The organism is Pseudonocardia sp. EC080619-01 (genome assembly GCF_001420995.1).
In the GTDB taxonomy this organism is placed as follows: Bacteria; Actinomycetota; Actinomycetes; order Mycobacteriales; family Pseudonocardiaceae; genus Pseudonocardia.
In genome coordinates this window covers 5,317,718-5,337,359 of record NZ_CP012184.1, presented here as the reverse complement: position 1 = coordinate 5,337,359, position 19,642 = coordinate 5,317,718, and the positions used below count along the sequence as shown (strand labels likewise).

The following is a 19,642-nucleotide window of genomic DNA, read 5'->3' as shown; positions in this document are numbered from 1 at the left end:
GACGGTCAGACCAGCGCCGCCGAGACGACGACGGCGACCAGCGCCCCGGCCCCGACCAGCACCCCGAGTGCCGCGCTCCACCACGCCCGCGGCGCGGGGACCGCCTCGCGCCACCGGACCGTCGCGATGCCGAGGCCGGCACCGGCCAGGGCGCACCCCAGCACCCAGAACGGCAGGAGCGCCCAGGCCACGTCCCCCCGTGCCCAGGACAGGACCAGGAAGAACAGCGCCCAGCCCGCGGCGCCGACGAGCTCCGGCCGCCGGAACGGGCCCGTCGCCCACCAACCGCCGCGCGCCGCCACGAGCACCGAGATCCCCGCGTAGACGGGGAACACCGTCGCCAGCAGGATCTGGATCCAGCCGACGAGGCCCGGCCCGTCCGAGTCGTCGCCGAACAGCGCCGGGGCGTCGAGCAGACCGACCGCGATCCGGTCGACGCCGCGGTCGGCGTTGCCGAACACCACCACGGCCCGGTCCGCGGCGGGCTCGACGAGCACCGACGTCCGGATGCCGCCGGAGCCGCCGTTCTTCCAGAGGAACGTGCGGCCGTCCTCCTCGAGGGTCTCCCAGCCGTAGCCGATCCGGCCCAGGTCGGACGGGAAGCGCGGCTGTGCGGCCGCCGAGACCACGGATCCGGGGTCGTCGAGTGCACCGACGTACCGGACGAGGTCGTCGACCGTGGACCAGACGCCGATCCCGGCCGGCGCGTCGCCGGCGCTGATCCAGGGGTGCAGCGGACGGTCGCGCAGGTCGTGCCCGATCGCGGCGCCGGTCGGCGGCGCGCCGGGGAGGCCCGTGGAGGCCATGCCGAGCGGTCCCGTCACCACCTGCTCGACCAGCTGCGGGTAGGGGGTCCCGGTCCGCTCGGCGAGCACCTGGCCGAGCAGCGCGAAGCCCAGGTTGGAGTAGACGTCCTCGCCGCGGGGGCCGAGTGTCGCGCCGTCGGCGGCGGCGAACACCTCCTCCGGGGTGCGCTCCACCGGCGGCGTGCCGACGAACCCGTTCGCCATGTTGTGCAGCAGCAGCGGGGCGCCGCCGGCGTCGACCGGCAGCCCCGACCGGTGCGACGCCAGCTCGGCGAGGGTCACGTCGCCGACCGGGCCCCACGGGCGCTGCGGGAGCACGTCACGCACCCGGTCGGTGCCGCGCACGACACCGCCGAGCTCGAGGTCGGCCAGTACCGCGCCGGTCACGGTCTTGGTGACCGACCCGATCTCGAACGGCGTCGAGGCGTCCAGCGGGGTGCCGCGGCCGTCGTCGCCGACCCCGGCCGTGACGGTCGTCCCGTCCCCGGTCACCGAGGCGACCAGGCCGTGGGCGCCGTCGTCGCCCGCGAGTGCCCGCAGGCGCTCGGCGAGCACCGGGTCCCCGGTGGACTCCGGCCCGATCGTGGCGGGGGCGGGCGCGAGCAGGGCACCGAGCGCCCCGCACACCAGGGCACCGGCCAGCGCGGCACCCAGCAGGCGTCGACCGGTCGTGGGCTCGGCGGAGGTCATGCGCCTACGTTATTCCGGAATTACGTCATAGAGCAACTCAGGAGGCGGTGAGCAGGCTCAGCGCGAACCGCCCGTCGGGGTCGGTCCACCGGCGCGTCGGCGCGAACCCGGCCGACGCGACGACCTCGTCGAGCGCCTCGGGACGGAACTTGGCCGAGATCTCGGTGACCAGCTCCTCCCCCTCGGCGAACGCCACGTCGAGATCCAGGGCGGCGACCCGGACCCGCATGTCCCGGCCCGCCCGCAGCCGCATCTCGATCCACGAGTTCTCCGCGTCCCAGAGCGCGACGTGCGAGAACGCCTCGACGTCGAAGTCCGCGCCGAGCTCCCGGTTCAGCACCCGCAGCACGTTGCGGTTGAAGTCGGCGGTGACGCCCTGCGCGTCGTCGTAGGCGGGCACCATGACGCCCGGGTCGGTCGCCAGACCGGTCCCCAGCAGCAGCTGCTCCCCCGGCGCGAGCACGCTGCGGACGTGCGCGAGGAACTCGTGCCGCGGCCCGGGCAGCAGGTTGCCGATCGTGCCGCCGAGGAAGGCGATCATCCGCTTCCCGCCCGGCTCGGCCCCCGGGAGCCGGTCCAGGTCCTTCGTGAAGTCACCGACGACCCCGTGCAGCGCGAGCGCCGGGTAGTCGCGGTGCAGCTCGTCGATCGCGCCGCGCAGGGCGGACTCGCTGACGTCCTGCGGGACGTAGCGGTGCAGTGTCCCGGCCTCGGCGAACGCGTCGAGCAGAAGCCGGGTCTTCGTCGACGATCCCGACCCCAGCTCGACGACGGTGTCCGCGCCCGACGAGCGCGCGATGTCGGCGACGGAGTCGGTGAGCAGGGCCCGCTCGGTGCGGAACGGGTAGTACTCGGGCAGCTCGGTGATCCGCTCGAAGAGCTCGGACCCGCGGGCGTCGTAGAACCACTTCGGCGGGAGCTCCTTGGGCCACGCGGTGAGGCCGCGGGTGACGTCGGCGCGCAGCGCGGCGCCGGCGTCGGCGCCGGTCAGGTGGACGTCCAGCTGGATCGTGCCGGGTGAGGTCACGGTGCTCCTTGGGTTACCGGTCGGGTGTCACCGGGTGCAGCTCGTGGTGACCCGGGCGGGCCACCACCAGGTGCCGGTCGGGCACCTGGGTCCAGTCGGGGAACGCGTGGGTGGGTTCGGAGGCGACGGTCGTCGCGTCCGGGGTGGAACGGACGGCGAGCGCGTGCCGCCAGGCCGTCGCCCAGACCGTCCCGCCGTCGGTGAGCAGCAGGTTCAGCCGGGAGTCCGGGGCGTCACGCTCGACGAGCTCGCAGGTCTCCGCGAGCACCGTGCCGGGGTCGTCGCCGGCGGCGAGCCTGCGTCGGACGAGCGCCCACAGCACGGCGGAGTCGGTCGGGGCGTCGAGGGTCATGAGGTCCTCGGCCGGGAGCCCGGACGCGGCCTTCACCAGCGACCCCGGCCACCCCCGGACGACGCCGTTGTGGCTGAACAGCCACCGGCCGTCGGTGAAGGGGGCGGCGGCCGTCTCCACGACGGGCATCCCGACCGTCGCGGACCGGATCGCCGCCAGCACCGCGCCCGACGACGTCGCCCCGGCCAGCGCCGCGAACGACGGGTCGGCCCACAGCGGGCTCGCCGAGCGGACCCGGACGGGCGCGGCGCCGGGCGCCGGGTACCAGCCGGCGCCGTAGCCGTCGGCGTTGATCGTGCCGCCGCCCCGCATGTCGGCCGGGGCGTAGGACTGCGCGAGCAGCCCGTGCTCCGGTTCGAGCAGGATCGAGGCCAGCGTGCGCGGCGGACCGAGGTGGGCCAGGTGCCGGCACACCGTCAGCGGGCGGTGTCGACGGCCGGGCGGGCGTCGCGCGCCAGCCGGAACCCGGAGAAGATCTGCCGGCGGATCGGGTGGTCCCAGTTGCGGAACGTGGCCCGCACCGCGGCCGGGTCGGTGCCGAACGATCCCCCGCGCAGGACCTTGTAGTCCTTGCCGAAGAACACCTCGGAGTACTCGGGGTACGGGTACATCCGGTAGCCCGGGTAGGGGTGCCAGCCGGAGTCGCACCACTCCCAGACGTCGCCGAGCAGCTGGTGCACGCCCAGCGCGGAGGCGCCGTCCGGGTAGGCGCCGACCGGCGCGGGCCGCAGGTGCCGCTGCCCGAGGTTGGCGTGCCGCGCGGCCGGCTCGTCGTCGCCCCAGGGGAAGCGCCGGGAGCGGCCGGTCGCCGGGTCGAACCGGGCGGCCTTCTCCCACTCCGTCTCGGTGGGCAGCCTCCTGCCCGCCCACCGGGCGTAGGCCTGGGCCTCGTGGAAGGTCACGTGGACGACGGGCTCGTCGTGCAGGACCCGCTCGACGACGCCGAACCGGCGCCGCCACCAGGTGCCGTCCGCGTCGCGGGACCAGAACCGCGGCGCGGTCAGGTCCTCGGCGAGCCGGTGCGCCCAGCCGGTGTCCGTCCAGAGCCGCTGGTCGTCGTAGCCACCGGCATCGACGAACGCGAGGTACTGCCCGTTCGTGACGGGGTAGGCGTCGATGAGGAACGCCGGCACGTCGACGGTGTGCGCAGGACGCTCGTTGTCCAGCGCCCACGGCTCCGCGGAGGTGCCCATCTCGAACGGTCCCGCCGGGACGAGCACCTCGGCGCCCGGGGTCGCCGGTGTCGCCGGGCGGGGCGGGGGCGGCGCGTCGAGCACCGGGGTGCCGTCGCGCAGCTGGTGGGTGGCGAGCATCGTCTCGTCGTGCTGCTGCTCGTGCTGGACGATCATGCCGAAGGCGAAGCCGTCGGTCTCCAGCGGACGGCCGCGCAGCGGGCTGCGGTGCAGCGCGTCGAGCGCCTTGTCCCGGACCTCCCCGACGTACTGCCGGGCCTCGGCCGGGGTGAGCAGCGGTAGCTCCACCCGGGACGAGCGGGTGTGCTGGAAGGCGTCGTACAGGCCGTCGATCTCGGGGCGCAGCGGCTCACGGCCGCCGACGTCGCGGACCAGCCACAGCTCCTCCTGGGAGCCGATGTGGGCGAGGTCCCAGACCAGCGGGGACATCAGCGGGGAGTGCTGGGCCTGCAGCTCGGCGTCGTCGAGTGCGGTGAGGCCGGTGCTGCGGTCGCGGGAGCGGGCGAGCAGCGCGGCCACGCGGTCGCGCATCGCCTCCGGGGACTCGCCGGGCACGGCGGGTCCGGTGGTCGGCTGGACGGTCATCGCACACCCTCCTCGATGCGGTGGCGCTCGGCGGTCTCGCGGGGTCCCGGGACGTCGCCCAGGTGGAGCCCGGCCGGGAACGGGACGGCGGCGGCCGCCGCGGTGCCGTCCTCCAGCGGGAACACGTCGTCGGCGGGGCACCGGCCGCGCAGCACCCGGTGCTCGGTGATCTCCCGCAACCGGGCGAGCAGCGGCCCCGGCGCGGTGGTCAGGGGGTGCCCGCCGGCGGCGAGGACCTCGTGGGCGAGCGGGAACAGCGCGGCCGCGGCGGCGGCCAGTGCCGGGTCGGCGAGCGCGTCGCGGGCCGCGGGCACCCACGCGTCGCGCACCGGCTCGCAGATCTCCCGGACCCGATCGACGACCCCGTCCGACGACGTCAGCGCGAGCAGCACCGCCGCCGGGACCGCCCAGTCGTCGCCGGGCTGGCCGTCGACGTAGCGGACCTCGAGATGGCCCTGCGGGCGGACCGGCGGGAACAGGGTCGAGACGTGGTAGTCGAGATCGGCGAGCGTCGGTGGCCGGGCGAGGATGCCGTCGCGGACCGCGCCGGAGGCCCAGTCGGCGAACGTCACCCCGGGCGGCACCGCCCAGGAACCGGTTCCGCGGACGCAGAGCAGCGGGGTGTCGACGACCCGCCGCGCCCAGGCGGCGGCCGGGTCCTCCCCCGCGGCCAGGAGCTCCGGCGGCGCGGTGCGGGACGGGTCCAGGCTGAGCCAGCACGCCTGCCGGGACGACTTCCAGCCGGTCCGGCGGCCGTGCTGCACCGGCGAGTTCGCGAACGCGGCGAGGAGCACCGGGCCCAGCTCGTGCAGCACCGCCCAGCGGTCGGCGACCGTGTCGGCGGGACCGGCGTCGAGGCTGACCTGGACGGCGGAGGTGGAGCACATGCCGCTCCGGCCGTGCGGTCCGACCTGGTCGAACACGCACTCCATCGCGGCGTAGCGCGGGAGGTCGAGGAGCCGCTGCGCGGGGCGGACCGGGTCCGCGGCGCGCGCGTGCGGGTGCAGCCCGTACCGGGCGAGGAGTCCGTGGAGGTGTGCGGCGTCGGCGGTCACGTCACCGATCAGCGGGGTGAGGCCGTCCGACGGGGCACTGGAGATCTCGATCTGGCCACCGGGCTCGACGGTGACGACACCGCCGGCGGGCAGCGGCAGCCCGTGCGAGGCGGGATCCAGGGCGGGTGGGGTGTGTGCACCGAGCGCGGTGCGCAGGAGGTCCGGGTCGACGGGGTCGGCCGGACGGTCAGGGTGGTGGAGCATCCACTCGATCTCGACGCCCACCAGGGCGGGGGGCCCGTGCTTGAAGCAGACCGAGGCGATGTAGGCCTCGGCCGCAGCCCGGCTCCGGAGCACACCGTCGCCCCGGCCGGTGCTCTCCTCGTGCGTGGTCACCACGAAAACGCTACCCCTGCCGTGTGACGATCGCAGGTCGTCGGCGGGTCCGGATCGCCACACCCGGGACGCGCCCGTCACGGCCCCCGGCAAGCCGGACAACCGTACGGAATACTGGTGCCCATGCCCCGCGTCAGCACGGACCAGCTCGCCGCACGACGGCGGCAGATCCTGGACGGCGCGCGCACCTGTTTCGCCGACCACGGCTACGAGGGCGCGACCGTCCGCCGGCTGGAGCAGTACACCGGGCTGTCCCGCGGCGCGATCTTCCACTACTTCCGGGACAAGGAGGCGCTGTTCCTCGCGCTCGCCGAGGACGACGCCGGCCGGATGGCGGGTGTCGTCGCCGAGCAGGGCCTGGTGCAGGTGATGCGCGAGCTGCTCGACGACCGCTCGGACCGCAGCTGGCTGGGCACCCGGCTGGAGGTGTCCCGGCGGCTGCGCACCGACCCGGAGTTCCGGGCCCGCTGGCAGGAGCACTCCGGTGCGCTCACCGCGGCGACCCGGGCCCGGCTGGAACGCCAGGCCGCGGCCGGCGCGCTGCGCGACGACGTCCCGGTGCCGGTGCTCGCCCAGTACCTGGAGCTGGTGCTGGAGGGCCTGGTGTCGCACCTGGCGATGGGCCTGCCCGCCGACGACCTCGACGCCGTGCTGGACGTCGTGGAGAACGGGGTCCGGGCCGCCGCCCACACCCCCTGATGCGTCGCGGCCTGCGCGGCAGGATGATCGGGCGCATGCCGTTCCCCTTCCACCCGGCCGGTGACGACCCGGTACCGGTGGCCGTCCGCGGGTTCGCCCGGGCGCACGCCGATCTCGTCGAGCTGCGCGAGGACCCGATCCACCTGGTCGCCCGGCACCGCGCGCCCGGCAGGCGGGTCGGCCTCGTCTCCGGCGGCGGCTCCGGGCACGAGCCGCTGCACGCGGGCTTCCTCGGCCGCGGGATGCTCGACGCCGTCGCCCCCGGCCCGGTGTTCACCTCACCGCACAACAAGGCCGTGCTGCACGCCTCCCGCGCCGCCGCGGGCCCCGGGGGCGTGATCCACGTCGTCAAGAACTACACCGGCGACCGGATCAACTTCGGCATCGCCGCCGAGCGGCTGCGCATGGAGGGGATCGACGTCCACCGGGTCCTCGTCGACGACGACCTCGCCACCGACGGCCTCGACACCGCCACCGGGCGGCGCGGCACCGGTGCGACCGTCGTCGTGGAGAAGATCCTCGGTGCGGCCGCCGACGCCGGCGCCGGAGCGGCCGAGCTGGCCGCGCTCGGGTCCGACGTCGCGGCCGCCTCGCGGAGCCTCGCCGTCGCGTCCCGGGCGCAGACCTCCGCCCGGACCGGTGAACCGGCGTTCGCCCTCGACGGCGAGCTCGACTACGGCGTCGGCATCCACGGCGAGCGGGCGCAGCGCTCGATCCCGCGCCCGCCCACCGGGGAGCTCGTCGCCCGGATGCTCGACGAGATCGTGGCCGGGCTGCCCGACGAGGTGGGCGGACCGCCGAGCAGCGACGTCGTCCTCGTCGTCAATGGCATGGGCGGCACCGCGCTGCTCGAGCTGTACGTGCTCGCCGAGCTCGCCGCCACCGGGCTCGCGGAGCGCGGGCTGAACCTCGCCGGGCTCCTGGTGGGCACGTTCGTCCCGGCCCTCGACATGGCCGGGTTCTCGCTGACCCTGACCCGGATGCAGCCCGCGTGGAAGGACCACTGGGCCGCACCCGCCGAGACCGCCGCGTTCCCGCGGCAGCACGAGGAGGTGGCCCGGTGATCGACCAGGACGCCGTGCTGGACCGGTTCGCCCGCGCCGTCGAGGACGGCCACGGGGCGCTCACCGACCTCGACCAGCACTCCGGCGACGGCGACTTCGGCGACAACCTGCGGGCCGGGGTCCGGCACGCGGTGCGGCTCGCCGAACGGGGCCCGCGGCGCGGGTTCTCCGCGCTCGGCGAGGTGTTCCTCGACGAGGTCGGGGGCACGAGCGGCCCGCTGCTCGGGCTGCTGTTCACCGAGATCGCACGGTCCCTGACCTCGTCGCACGCCCCCGGCACCCACGACGTCGCCGCGCTGGCCGCCGGCGCCCGGGCCGGGCTGACCGCGATCCAGCGGGTCGGCGAGGCCGAGGTCGGCGACCGGACGCTGGTCGACGCCCTCGCCCCGGCCGTCACGGCCTTGGGCCGGGACGGGGTCGCCGCGGCCGCCACCGCCGCCCGTGAGGGTGCCGAGGGGACCGCCGACCTCACCGCACGGCACGGCCGGGCGTCGTACGTCGGTGAGCGGGCCAAGGGCGAGCCCGACCCGGGCGCGGTCGGGGTCGCCGTGCTGTTCTGGGCGATCGCGCGCGTCGCCGAACCGGACGCCACGCTCACGCCGCCGCTGCCCGGCCTCGGCTGAGCGCTACGTCCGCGCCTCCTCCGGCGCGAACTGGGTCCGGTGCAGGGTGGCGTACCGGCCGCCGGCGGCCAGCAGCTCGTCGTGCGTGCCGGTCTCCACGACCTGCCCGGCCTCCAGGACGGCGATCCGGTCCGCCGCCCGCACCGTGGACAGCCGGTGCGCGATGACGATCGCCGTCCGCCCGGCGAGCGCCTCGGTCAGTGCCTCCTGGACGGCGACCTCGGACTCGGAGTCCAGGTGCGCGGTCGCCTCGTCGAGGATCACCACCCGCGGCCGGGCGAGCAGCAGCCGGGCGATGGTGAGCCGCTGGCGCTCACCGCCGGAGAGCCGGTAGCCGCGCTCCCCCACGACGGTGGCGAGACCGTCGGGGAGCAGGGCGAGCAGCTCCCCCAGCCGTGCCCGGTGCAGCGCGTCGACCATCTCGTCGTCGGTGGCGTCCGGGGCGGCGTAGCGCAGGTTCCCGGCGATCGTGTCGTGGAACAGGTGCCCGTCCTGGGTGACCATGCCGACCGCGCCGCGCAGGGTGGCGAAGCTCAGGTCGCGGACGTCGACGCCGGCCAGCTCGACGGCGCCGGAGCCGACGTCGTAGAGCCGCGGGACCAGCGAGGCCAGCGTGGACTTGCCGGCGCCGGACGTGCCGACCAGCGCGAGCAGCCCGCCACCGCGGATGTGCAGGTCCACCCCGTGCAGCACCTCGGTGTTGGTCCGCTGGTCGAGCACCGCCACCTCCTCCAGCGAGGCCAGCGAGACGTCCTCGGCGCTCGGGTAGGTGAACCGCACGTCGCGCAGCCGGACGTCGACCGGGCCGGCGGGCAGCGGCGAGGTCCGCGGTCGCTCGGTGATCGCCGGCCGGAGGTCCAGCACCTCGAAGACGCGCTCGAACGCGACGAGCGCGGTCATGACGTCGACGCGGGCGTTCGCCAGCGCCGTCATCGGCGTGTAGAGCCGGGTCAGCAGCAGCCCCAGCGCGACGACGGTCCCGGGCGGGATCGCGCCGGTCACCGCCAGGTAGCCGCCGAGCCCGTAGATCAGGGCCTGGGCGAGCGCGGACACCAGCTGCAGGGCCGTGACGAACAGCCGGGAGACCATGGCCGACCGGACCCCGATCTCGCGGACCCGGGCGACCTGCCCGCGGAAGACCGCCGCCTCCTCGCCGGGGTCGCCGAAGAGCTTCACCAGGGTGGCGCCGGGTGCGGAGAACCGCTCGGTCATCTGGTTGCCCATGGTCGCGTTCAGCTCCGCGGCCTCCCGCCGCAGCTCCGCGAGCCAGATGCCCATCCGGCGGGCGGGGAGCACGAAGATCGGCAGCAACAGCATCGCCAGCACGGTGACCTGCCAGGCGAGCCCGATCATCACGGCGACGGCCAGGACCAGCTGGATGCTGTTGGACAGCACCGTCGACAGCGTGCCGGTGATCGCGGTCTGGGCGCCGATGACGTCGTTGTTCAGCCTGCTGACCAGCGCGCCTGTGCGGGTGCGGGCGAAGAACGCCAGCGGCATCGCCTGCACGTGCGAGAACACCGCGACCCGCAGGTCCTCGATCAGTCCCTCGCCGAGCCGGGAGGAGAACCAGCGGCCGGCGAGCCCGACGACCGCCTCCAGCACCGCCATCCCGGCGATGCCCGCGGCGATCACGATGATCACCCGGGCGGCGTCCGGGAGACGGTTCGCGTCGACGATGGTGTTGACCACCCGGCCGGCCAGCAGCGGCGTGACGACACCGATCACCGCGGTGACGGTGGTCAGCGCCAGGTAGGCCAGCAGCCAGCGCTTGTACGGGCGGACGAAGGCCCAGATGCGGGGCCAGGTGCCCTCCGCGATGGAGCCACGGCGGATGGACGTCGAGTCCGCTCCCCGGACGACTCCGCGCATCAGGGTGAGCGGGCGATCCAACGGTGTGTCCCTTTCGCCGGTGGTGGACGGCGAAGGTCCACGTTACGACGACGCGGGACGCCCGGCGCGGCGACCGGTGCCGGACGGACGACGACGCCGCCCCGGGCCCGTGTCGCGGGCCCGGTCGACGGCGTCGCCGGAGGTCGTTCCTGGGCGCGCGCCGTGCCCGGCGCGCGCCGTGCCCGGCGCGCGCCGCCGCGGGTGCTACTTCTTCTTGGTGCGCGTGGCGCCTCCGCGCCCGCGCAGCGTCACTCCGGTCTCGGAGAGAACGCGGTGCACGAATCCGTACGAGCGACCGGTCTGCTCGGCGAGCGAGCGGATGCTGGCGCCCTTCTCGTACTTCTTCTTCAGATCCGCGGCGAGTTTCCCCCGCTGCGTCCCGGTGATCCGGGCGCCCTTCTTCAACTCGGCCATGGGCCCTCCTCATCCCCACCGCGGATGCCCCCGCGGACCGCCGCATCCGGCGCGACGATCAGGCCATGATGATCCAGATGATGATTTCTGGCCAGAACGCGGAAAACGAGATCGGTGAGCGGTTACCCCAAACGGCGCATACCGATCAGTGACCGGTCGAACACGGGTAGATCGATCAGCAGAACCACGTCACCCGATGGAATCTGTAGCGGACAATGGGTAGAACCCGATCATCACAGGAGCGGTCACCATCCATGATCGCGATGCTCCGGTCGGGTGATCACGACGCCGTGCGACGACCGGTGGGTGATCACCGGTCCGGCCGTCACGCGAGCTGGACGAGCTCCAGGTACTCCGCCGACCAGTGGTCCTCGGTGCCGTCCGGGAGCACGATCACCCGGTCCGGCTCCAGCGCCTCGACCGCGCCCGGGTCGTGCGTCACCAGCACCACGGAGCCCTCGAACCGGCGCAGTGCGTCGAGCACCTGCTCCCGGCTGGCCGGGTCCAGGTTGTTCGTCGGCTCGTCGAGCAGCAGCACGTTCGCCGCGGACGACACCAGCCCGGCCAGCGCGAGCCGGGTGCGCTCGCCGCCGGACAGCGTCCCGGCCGGCTGGTCGAGCTGCTCGCCGGAGAACATGAACGACCCCAGCAGCGTGCGCAGCTGCTGCTCGTGGGCGTGCGGCGAGGCGTGCCGGATGTTGTCCCAGACGCTGGCGTCCATGTCGAGCGTGTCGTGCTCCTGGGCGAAGTAGCCGGTCCGCAGCCCGTGCCCGGGGACGACGTCACCCGCGTCCGGCGTCTCGGTGCCGGCGAGCAGGCGCAGCAGCGTCGTCTTGCCCGCGCCGTTGAGGCCCAGCACGACGACCTTCGACCCGCGGTCCACCGCGAGGTCGACGCCGGTGAACACCTCCAGCGAGCCGTACGCCTTGGACAGCCCCTCGGCCGTCATCGGCGTCCGGCCGCAGGGCGCCGGGATGGGGAACCGGATCTTCGCGACCCGGTCGTCCTGGCGCTCCTCGTCGAGCCCGGCGAGCAGCTGGTCGGCCCGGCGGGCCATGTTCTTCGCGGCGACGGCCTTGGTGGCCTTCGCACCCATCTTCGCGGCCTGGGTGTGCAGCGCGGACGCCTTCTTCTCGGCGTTCGCACGCTCCCGGCGGCGGCGCTTCTCGTCGGTCGCCCGCGCCTCGAGGTACCGCTTCCAGTCCATGTTGTACTGGTCGGCCTCGCCGCGGGTGGCGTCGAGGAACCAGACCTTGTTGACGACCGCGGCCAGCAGGTCGGTGTCGTGGCTGATCACGACGAGCCCGCCCTCGTGGTTCTGCAGGAACCCGCGCAGCCAGGTGATCGAGTCGGCGTCGAGGTGGTTCGTCGGCTCGTCGAGCAGCAGCGTCGTCGCCGACTGGGAGCCGCCGTCGGAGGCCGCGAACAGGATCCGGGCCAGCTCCACCCGGCGGCGCTGGCCACCGGACAGGGTGCGCATCGGCTGGGCGAGCACCCGGTCCGGCAGGCCGAGGTGGGTGCAGATCCGCGCGGCCTCGGACTCCGCCGCGTAGCCGCCGAGTGCGGAGAACCGCTCCTCGAGGCGGCCGTACTCGCGGACGACCTTCTCGTTCTCCGGGCCGTCGACCAGCTCGGCCATCGCCGTCTGGGCCTTCTCCATCTTGGCCAGCAGCGTGTCCAGGCCGCGGGCCGACAGCACCCGGTCCTTCGCGGTGACCGACAGGTCACCCTCGCGCGGGTCCTGCGGGAGGTAGCCGACCGGCGAGTTCGACGCGATGTCGCCCGAGTAGGGCTCACCCTCCCCCGCCAGGACGCGCATCGAGGTGGTCTTGCCTGCGCCGTTGCGGCCGACGAGGCCGATCCGGTCGCCGGGCTGGATGCGCAGGTTCGCCCCGGAGAGCAGGATGCGGGACCCGGCACGCAGTTCGAGGTCGGTCGCGGTGATCACGTGAAGAAGCTCCAGACGGAGTGCGGAGGGCGGCGCTGAGAGGACGGGCTGCGGGCACGGCGGTGCCCGGTGCGCCGGCTACTCGATCAGGACCACGCGCCAAGGCTACCGGCCCGGTCGAACGGTTTCCCCACGTAGGGTCGGTCGCCATGACCGATCTCACCTCCCTGTCCGGCCGTGCGGCGCTGGTCACCGGCGCCTCGCGCGGCATCGGTTACGGCATCGCGGCCGGCCTGCTCGCCCGTGGCGCGTCCGTCACGGTCACCGGTCGCAAGGTCCCTGAGCTGGAGGCGGCGGCCGCCTCCCTCGCGGCGGAGACCGGGGCCGGCCCGGACCGGGTCCTCGCGGTGGCGGGCAACGCGGGCGACGCCGCGCACCGCACCGACGCCGTCGACCGGACGGTCGCGGCGTTCGGCTCCCTCGACGTCCTGGTCAACAACGCCGGGACCAACCCGCACTACGGGCCGCTGGTCGAGGCCGACCTCGACGCCGTCCGGAAGGTCTTCGACGTCAACGTCGTCGCCGCGCTCGGCTTCGTCCAGGAGGCACACCGGGCCTGGCTGGGCACCCACGGCGGCTCGGTGGTGAACGTCGCCTCCGTCGGCGGGCTGCGGCCGGCCGGCGCGATCGCGGCGTACGGGGCGTCGAAGGCCGCCCTGATCAAGATCACCGAGGATCTCGCCGGGCAGCTCGGCCCCGGGATCCGGGTCAACGCCGTCGCGCCCGCGGTGGTGAAGACCCGCTTCGCCGAGGCGCTGTACGCGCACGACGAGGAGGGGGTCGCCGCGACCTACCCGCTCAAGCGGCTCGGGGTGCCCGCCGACGTCGCCGAGGCCGTCGCGTTCCTGGTGTCCGACGCCGCGTCCTGGATCACCGGGGAGACCCTGCGGATCGACGGCGGCAGCCTCGCCACGGGCCGCCACGCGTGACCTCACCCGGCGACCGTCCGCCGAGCGGGTGCGAGGTCGACGTCCTCGTGCTCGGCGGCGGTCCGGCCGGTCGGGCGCTGGCAGGCGCCTGCGCGGCCCGCGGCCTGCGCACCGCGCTCGCCGACCCCGCGCCGGACCGGCCCTGGACGGCGACCTACTGCGCCTGGCCGGAGGAGCTTCCCCCCGGTCTCCCGGAGTCCGCGGTCGCCGCCCGGCCGCCGGCGCGCGTCGTCGTCCCGGGGGACGGTGGCACCCGCGATCTCGGTCCGTACCTGGTGCTGGACACCGGGGGGCTGCGCGCGCACCTGGACGCAGGACTGACCGGCGTCACCGTGCTGTCCGGCCGCGCCGACGACGGCGACGTCCGCCCCGGGCCGGACGGGTACCGGGTCCGGCTCCGGGGCACCGGCGCAGGCACCGGCACCGGCACCGGCACCGGGCACGTCACCTCCGCGCTCGTCGCCGACGCGACGGGCGCGCCGTCCCGGCTCCGCCCGGCGGCCGGGACCCGGGCCGAGCAGACCGCCTACGGCGTCGTCGTCCCGGAGGCGGCGGCCGCACCGGTCGTCGCACCGGGCGAGGCCGTGTTCATGGACTGGCGCTCCCCCGCCACCGAGCCCCCCGCGGGATGGACCGACTGGCCGACGTTCCTCTACGCCGTCCCCTACGGCGACGGCTCCGTCCTCCTGGAGGAGACCTCGCTGGCGCGGCGGCCCGGGCTGCCGCTGCCGGAACTGCGGGACCGGCTGGCCGCACGGCTGGACGCGCTCGGCGTCGTCGTGCCCGGGGACGCGCCGGTCGAGCGGGTGCGCTTCCCCGTCGACACCCCGCGCGGGCCACGCCACCCGCTGCCGTTCGGCGCCGCGACACCGCTGGTGCACCCGGCCACCGGGTTCAGCGTCGCCCCCGCACTGCGGCTCGCTCCGGCGGTCGCCGACGTCCTCGCCCGGCACCTCCCGGACGACCCGGCCCGCGCCACGACGGCCGCGCACCGGCTGCTCTGGTCACGGTCGGCCCGCCTGGTGCACCGGCTGCGACGGCACGGGCTGCGGACCGTGCTCGACCTGCCGGCCGGTCTGGTGCCGGCGTTCTTCGACGCCTTCTTCACCGGACGCCGCGGACGGGCGTTCCTCACCGGCCGCGACGACCTGCCCGGGACCCTCGCCGGGATGGCGGGGGTGTTCGGGGCCGCCACCGCACCGGTCAGGTGGCACATGCTCCGCTCCGCGGCACCGTTTCACCCGAAAGGACGGTGACCCGCCGCCCTCATGATCAGTTGAACGGGTACCAGTAGTAGCGTCGAACGACTCAGTGCAGAGGACCGCCTGCGGCGCGGAACCGGGGTGGTCCGCTCCCCACCCGGAGGTGGCCCATGCCCGCTTACCAGACCATCGTCGTCGGCACCGACGGCTCGTCCACCTCGTTCGCCGCCGTCGAGCGTGCCGCCGGGGTCGCCGCCGACAGCGGCGCCACCCTCGTCATCGTGTCGGCCTACACCCCGGCGAGCCGCGAGGACACCGCCGCGGCGGAGGACGCCCTGAAGGACGAGGCCTACCTCGTCACCGGCTGGACACCTGCCGAGGAGGCGCTCCGCGAGGCCGCCGACCGGGCCGCGAAGGTGGGTGCTGCCAACGTCAGCACGCACGCCGAGGACGGTGCTCCGGTCGACGTGCTGCGCAAGGCGGTCAAGGACCACCACGCGGACCTGCTCGTCATCGGCAACCGTGGCCTGAACACCTTCTCCGGGCGCCTGCTCGGCTCGGTCCCGGCCGACGCGACCCGCCGGGCCGGTGTCGACGTCCTGGTCGTGCACACCACCTGAGCGGTGTCGGACACCTCGCCCGGCGACGACCGGGAACGCACGGAGCTGCCGGATCCTGCGTCGATCGACTGGAGCGAGCTCCCGGACGCCGTCCTCGACGAGCTCATCCTCGGTGCGCCCCGGGAGTTCACCCGGGACGAGCTCGTCGAGATGACGGGTCTCGACCCGGAGGAGTCCGGGCGCCTGTGGCGCGCGATGGGCTTCCCGGACTCCGACCCGGACGAGCGGATGTTCACCCGCGCCGATCTCGACGCGGCACGCAAGGTCCGAGCGCTGAGCCGGGACTGGCTGCCCGATCCCGGCGCCCGGGAGGCCGTGGCCCGCGCGGTCGCGCAGTCGCTGTCCCGGCTCGCCGAGTGGCAGATCGGGATGCTCGCGCAGATCGCCGCCACCTACACCGGTGAGCTGACCCCGCGCGCGGCCGCCCAGGTCGCGGCGGACGTCCTGCCCGAGCTGGAGCACCTGCAGGCGTACGTGTGGCGGCGGCACCTGGCGGCGACGGCCTCGCGGTGGACGGCCGGCGCGCAGCGCTCCGACGCCGAGACCATGGTCGCGGACACCTGGCCGTTGTCGGTGGGGTTCGCCGACATGGTGGGCTTCACCCGCACCACCCGGCGCCGCACCATGGACGAGCTCGGCGAGATGGTGGAGCGGTTCGGCGCGGCCACCAACGAGGTGATCGCCAACGGGCGCGGGCGCATCGTGAAGACGGTCGGCGACGAGGTCCTCTACGTGACCGAGCACCCGGCCGACGCCGCCGCGATCGCGCTCGGTCTCCGGGACCGGGTGCGGACCGAGCCGTCGCTGCCGCAGCTGCGGATCGGGATCGCGCACGGCATGGTCCTGTCCCGCTACGGCGACGTCTACGGCGAGGTCGTCAACGTCGCCGCCCGGCTCACCTCCGAGGCCCGGCCGGACACCGTGCTGGTGGACCGGGAGATGCACGAGGCCCTGCGCGACGACCCGCGGTTCGACCTGCGGCGGATCGCGACCCTCCACACCCGCGGCTACACCCACCTGCGGGCCTGGGCCCTGCGCGGTGCCCGGGAACGCTGAGGCTTGACCTGCAGCCCGGTTCAGGCGGCAGGCTCACGGCCATGGCGACAACCAGCGCGACCGGCGCCCCACCCACCATGGCGGCCTACCTCGACCGCATCGGCGTCGCACCGGGGCCGCCGGACCTGGCGCTGCTCACCCGGATCGTGCGCGCCCACGTCGCGGCCATCCCGTTCGAGAACCTCGACCCCTTCACCGGGGTCGAACCGCCCGTCGACGGCGACGGCGTCGCCGCGAAACTGGTGCACGGCCGTCGCGGGGGCTGGTGCTTCGAGCACAACCGCCTCCTGCACGACGTCCTGCGCGACCTCGGGTACCAGGTCACCCCGCTGGTCGGCCGGGTCCGCATCGGGCTCGGCGACGACGCCCCCGCCACCTCACGCACGCACCGGCTGACGCTGGTCGCGACCGGCGAGGGCACGTTCGTCGCCGACGCCGGCTTCGGCGGGACCGTGCCGACCACGCCGCTGCGGCTCGTCGGCGGCACCGTGCAGCCCACCCCGCACGCCGATCACCGCTACCTCCGCGGCGACGACGGCGGGTGGCGGCTGCAACGGCGCGGGTCCGGCGACTGGGTCACCCAGTACGACTTCGACCTCGTCCCGACGCCGGACGTCGACTACGCGATGGGCTCCTGGTACCTCGTCCACCACCCGGACTCGGGGTTCCGCAACGGGCTCACCGCCGCCCGCTCCGCGGACGACCACCGCGCGACCCTCGACGGGACCCACCACACCGTCCGGTACGTCGGCGGACCCACCGAGCGTCGCGAGCTGACCTCACCGGCCGAGGTCGTCGACGTCCTGGAGGACCGCTTCGGGATCGACACTTCCGGCGTGCCCCGCCTGGAGGACCGGATCCGCGAGGTGCACTTCTCCTGAGCCCGTGCCCGGACACACGCCGGGCCGGACCCCCGCGCGGGGGTCCGGCCCGATCGTCGTGTCAGGTCGGTACCGGTGTCAGACCCGGAACCCGAGGGCGCGCAGCTGCTCGCGGCCGTCCTCGGTGATCTTCTCCGGGCCCCACGGCGGCATCCAGACCCAGTTGATGCGGATGTCGGACACCAGGCCGCCGTCCGGACCGGCGGTCAGCGCGGAGCGGGTCTGCTCCTCGATGACGTCGGTCAGCGGGCACGCCGCCGACGTCAGCGTCATGTCGACCACCGCGGTGTCGCCGTCCCGGTCGATGCCGTAGACGAGACCCAGGTCGACGACGTTGATGCCCAGCTCGGGGTCGACGACGTCCTTCATCGCCTCCTCGAGCTCCTCGACGGACGCACCCTCGGTGCTCGCCGGAGGCTCGGGCATCCCGGCCGCGCCGCGGACGACGTCCTCGGTCTCGGTGTTCTGCTGTTCGGTCGTCTCGCTCATGCCGGAGAACCCTCCGTCTCGCTGGTCGGATCGGGCAACACTGCGTCGGTGCGGGACACGGCGTCCTTGAACGCCATCCACCCCAGTAGAGCGCACTTCACCCGTGCCGGGTACTTCGCGACGCCGGCGAAGGCGACACCGTCGCCGATCACGTCCTCGTCGGGCTCGACCTGGCCCCGCCCCTGCGCCATCTCCTGGAACGCGGCCATCATCTTCCACGCCTCGCCCACCGGGCGTCCGGCGACGAGATCGTGCAGCACCGACACCGACGCCTGGCTGATCGAGCAGCCGAGCGTCTCGTAGGACACGTCGGTGACCGTCCCGCCGTCGACCTTGACCCGCAACGTGACCTCGTCCCCGCAGGTGGGGTTCACGTGGTGGGTCTCGGCGTCGTACGGCTCGCGCAGGCCGGACCCGTGCGGGTCGCGGTAGTGGTCCAGGATGATCTCCTGGTACATCTGCTGGAGCTGCACGATCACACCGTCCCGAAGAACTTCTGGGCGGCCCGGATGCCGTCGGCCAGCGCCTCGACCTCGTCCACCGTGTTGTACACCGCGAACGACGCCCGCGCGGACGCGACGATCCCGAACCGCCGGTGCAGCGGCCACGCGCAGTGGTGGCCGACCCGGATCGCGACGCCGCGGTCGTCGAGCACCTGGGACAGGTCGTGCGCGTGGATGCCGTCCACCAGGAACGACACCGCTCCCCCGCGCAGCTCCGCCCCGGGCGGACCGATGATCCGCAGCCCGTCGATCGCCGGCAGCTGCTCCAGGGCGGCCGCCGTGAGCGACGCCTCGTGCGCCGCCACCGCGTCCATCCCGATCGCCTCGAGGTAGTCGACGGCCGCACCGAGGCCGACGGCCTGCGACGTCATCGGCACGCCCGCCTCGAACTTCTGCGGCGGCGGGGCGTAGGTGGAGCCCTCCATCCGCACCAGCTCGATCATCGACCCGCCGGTGAGGAACGGCGGCAGCGCCTCCAGCAGCTCCCGGCGGCCCCAGAGGACACCGACGCCGGAGGGTCCGAGCATCTTGTGCCCGGAGAACACCGCGAAGTCGACGCCGAGCGCGTGCAGGTCCACCGGCATGTGCGGGACGGACTGGCACGCGTCGAGCACCGTCAGCGCGCCGACCGCCTTCGCCCGCTCCACCAGCTGCGCCACCGGCGCGACGGCGCCGGTCACGTTGGACTGGTGGGTGAAGGCGACGACCTTGGTGCGGTCCGAGAGCTCGAGCGAGTCGAGGTCGATCCGACCCTCGTCGGTGACGGAGTACCAGCGCAGGGTCGCCCCGGTCCGCCGGCACAGCTCCTGCCAGGGCACCAGGTTCGCGTGGTGCTCCAGCTCGGTGATCACGACCTCGTCGCCGGGACCGAGCGCGAACCGCTCGGACTCCGGGCCGAGGCCGTCCCGGACCGACGCGTTGCCGATCCCGTAGGCGACCAGGTTGACACCCTCGGTGGCGTTCTTGACGAACACGACCTCGTCGACGCTCGCGCCGACGAACGCCGCGATACGTGCCCGGGCGGACTCGTAGGCGTCCGTGGCCTCCTCGGCCAGCTGGTGCGCGCCCCGGTGGACGGCGGCGTTGTGCCGCTCCAGGAACGTGCGCTCGGCGTCGAGCACCTGGCGCGGACGCTGCGACGTCGCGCCGGAGTCGAGGTAGACCAGCGGCTTGTCCTCGCGCACGGTGCGCCCGAGGATCGGGAAGTCCGCCCGGACCCGGGCCACGGCGTCGGCGTCGAGGCCGGCCGTGGTCCCGGTTCCGTGGGTGAAGGTCAT

At 74.5% G+C, this 19,642-nt stretch carries 19 protein-coding genes; 8 read left to right on the top strand and 11 right to left on the bottom strand.

The genetic code is table 11. The features are described from left to right. Positions 1 to 5: 5 nt before the first annotated feature. From AD017_RS25005 to egtA, 5 genes are read right to left on the bottom strand one after another with little or no spacing between them, the layout of a single operon-like run. A complete protein-coding gene (locus tag AD017_RS25005; protein WP_060575744.1) occupies positions 6 to 1,496 on the bottom strand; it encodes a serine hydrolase in 1,491 nt (496 codons plus the stop codon). Positions 1,497 to 1,533: 37 nt separating this feature from the next. Then, positions 1,534 to 2,523: an L-histidine N(alpha)-methyltransferase gene (gene egtD, locus AD017_RS25000; protein WP_010226955.1), complete on the bottom strand. Its 990-nt coding sequence runs from the start codon at positions 2,521 to 2,523 to the stop codon at positions 1,534 to 1,536. Between the two features lie 13 nt (positions 2,524 to 2,536). Continuing rightward, on the bottom strand, positions 2,537 to 3,289 hold the full coding sequence (gene egtC, locus AD017_RS24995; protein ID WP_010226957.1) for an ergothioneine biosynthesis protein EgtC: 753 nt from the start codon (positions 3,287 to 3,289) through the stop codon (positions 2,537 to 2,539). Positions 3,290 to 3,291: 2 nt separating this feature from the next. Then, the gene (gene egtB / locus AD017_RS24990; protein WP_060575743.1) at positions 3,292 to 4,653 is read right to left on the bottom strand and encodes an ergothioneine biosynthesis protein EgtB; all 1,362 of its coding nucleotides are present in this window, start codon (positions 4,651 to 4,653) and stop codon (positions 3,292 to 3,294) included. Continuing rightward, positions 4,650 to 6,044, bottom strand: a complete 1,395-nt coding sequence (gene egtA / locus AD017_RS24985) for an ergothioneine biosynthesis glutamate--cysteine ligase EgtA (RefSeq protein WP_227012577.1) — start codon at positions 6,042 to 6,044, stop codon at positions 4,650 to 4,652. The genes egtB and egtA overlap by 4 nt, the downstream gene beginning before the upstream one ends. Before the next feature lie 123 nt (positions 6,045 to 6,167). Between egtA and AD017_RS24980 the strand changes: the two genes are divergently transcribed. Genes AD017_RS24980 through AD017_RS24970 form a run of 3 tightly spaced genes read left to right on the top strand, consistent with a single transcriptional unit; the run spans position 6,168 to position 8,430 of the window. After that, positions 6,168 to 6,743, top strand: a complete 576-nt coding sequence (locus AD017_RS24980; protein ID WP_010240459.1) for a TetR/AcrR family transcriptional regulator — start codon at positions 6,168 to 6,170, stop codon at positions 6,741 to 6,743. A gap of 35 nt (positions 6,744 to 6,778) precedes the next feature. Next, positions 6,779 to 7,807 (top strand): dihydroxyacetone kinase subunit DhaK, encoded by a 1,029-nt coding sequence (locus AD017_RS24975; protein WP_010240456.1) that lies wholly within the window; start codon positions 6,779 to 6,781, stop codon positions 7,805 to 7,807. Then, positions 7,804 to 8,430 carry a DAK2 domain-containing protein gene (locus AD017_RS24970; RefSeq protein ID WP_060575742.1) on the top strand — a complete coding sequence of 209 codons (627 nt, stop codon included), beginning with the start codon at positions 7,804 to 7,806 and terminating at the stop codon, positions 8,428 to 8,430. The genes AD017_RS24975 and AD017_RS24970 overlap by 4 nt, the downstream gene beginning before the upstream one ends. 3 nt (positions 8,431 to 8,433) lie before the next feature. On the opposite strand, the gene AD017_RS24965 is transcribed toward AD017_RS24970, so the two are convergent. The 3 genes from AD017_RS24965 to AD017_RS24955 form a co-directional block, all read right to left on the bottom strand. Continuing rightward, the gene (locus tag AD017_RS24965; protein WP_010240453.1) at positions 8,434 to 10,302 is read right to left on the bottom strand and encodes an ABC transporter ATP-binding protein; all 1,869 of its coding nucleotides are present in this window, start codon (positions 10,300 to 10,302) and stop codon (positions 8,434 to 8,436) included. Between the two features lie 225 nt (positions 10,303 to 10,527). Continuing rightward, complete coding sequence (locus tag AD017_RS24960; RefSeq protein ID WP_010240451.1) at positions 10,528 to 10,737, bottom strand: helix-turn-helix domain-containing protein; 210 nt, start codon at positions 10,735 to 10,737, stop codon at positions 10,528 to 10,530. Between the two features lie 325 nt (positions 10,738 to 11,062). After that, positions 11,063 to 12,685 (bottom strand): ABC-F family ATP-binding cassette domain-containing protein, encoded by a 1,623-nt coding sequence (locus AD017_RS24955; RefSeq protein ID WP_060575741.1) that lies wholly within the window; start codon positions 12,683 to 12,685, stop codon positions 11,063 to 11,065. 149 nt (positions 12,686 to 12,834) lie between these two features. Between AD017_RS24955 and AD017_RS24950 the strand changes: the two genes are divergently transcribed. From AD017_RS24950 to AD017_RS24930, 5 genes are all read left to right on the top strand, one after another. Then, positions 12,835 to 13,614, top strand: coding sequence for an SDR family oxidoreductase (locus AD017_RS24950; protein WP_060575740.1), 780 nt, complete (start codon positions 12,835 to 12,837; stop codon positions 13,612 to 13,614). Further along, positions 13,611 to 14,870: a lycopene cyclase family protein gene (locus AD017_RS24945; RefSeq protein ID WP_060575739.1), complete on the top strand. Its 1,260-nt coding sequence runs from the start codon at positions 13,611 to 13,613 to the stop codon at positions 14,868 to 14,870. The genes AD017_RS24950 and AD017_RS24945 overlap by 4 nt, the downstream gene beginning before the upstream one ends. A 116-nt stretch (positions 14,871 to 14,986) precedes the next feature. Then, positions 14,987 to 15,436 carry a universal stress protein gene (locus AD017_RS24940; RefSeq protein WP_010242208.1) on the top strand — a complete coding sequence of 150 codons (450 nt, stop codon included), beginning with the start codon at positions 14,987 to 14,989 and terminating at the stop codon, positions 15,434 to 15,436. Positions 15,437 to 15,439: 3 nt separating this feature from the next. Beyond that, complete coding sequence (locus tag AD017_RS24935) at positions 15,440 to 16,492, top strand: adenylate/guanylate cyclase domain-containing protein (RefSeq protein WP_010242205.1); 1,053 nt, start codon at positions 15,440 to 15,442, stop codon at positions 16,490 to 16,492. Positions 16,493 to 16,533: 41 nt separating this feature from the next. Further along, on the top strand, positions 16,534 to 17,373 hold the full coding sequence (locus AD017_RS24930) for an arylamine N-acetyltransferase (RefSeq protein ID WP_082398916.1): 840 nt from the start codon (positions 16,534 to 16,536) through the stop codon (positions 17,371 to 17,373). A gap of 78 nt (positions 17,374 to 17,451) precedes the next feature. Here the strand turns inward: AD017_RS24930 and AD017_RS24925 are convergent, their stop codons facing one another. From AD017_RS24925 to AD017_RS24915, 3 genes are read right to left on the bottom strand one after another with little or no spacing between them, the layout of a single operon-like run. Then, positions 17,452 to 17,862 (bottom strand): metal-sulfur cluster assembly factor, encoded by a 411-nt coding sequence (locus AD017_RS24925; protein ID WP_010242198.1) that lies wholly within the window; start codon positions 17,860 to 17,862, stop codon positions 17,452 to 17,454. Further along, the gene (gene sufU / locus AD017_RS24920; protein WP_050802560.1) at positions 17,859 to 18,335 is read right to left on the bottom strand and encodes a Fe-S cluster assembly sulfur transfer protein SufU; all 477 of its coding nucleotides are present in this window, start codon (positions 18,333 to 18,335) and stop codon (positions 17,859 to 17,861) included. Before sufU ends, AD017_RS24925 begins: the two co-directional genes overlap by 4 nt. Positions 18,336 to 18,337: 2 nt before the next feature. Continuing rightward, the gene (locus AD017_RS24915) at positions 18,338 to 19,642 is read right to left on the bottom strand and encodes a cysteine desulfurase (RefSeq protein WP_060575737.1); all 1,305 of its coding nucleotides are present in this window, start codon (positions 19,640 to 19,642) and stop codon (positions 18,338 to 18,340) included.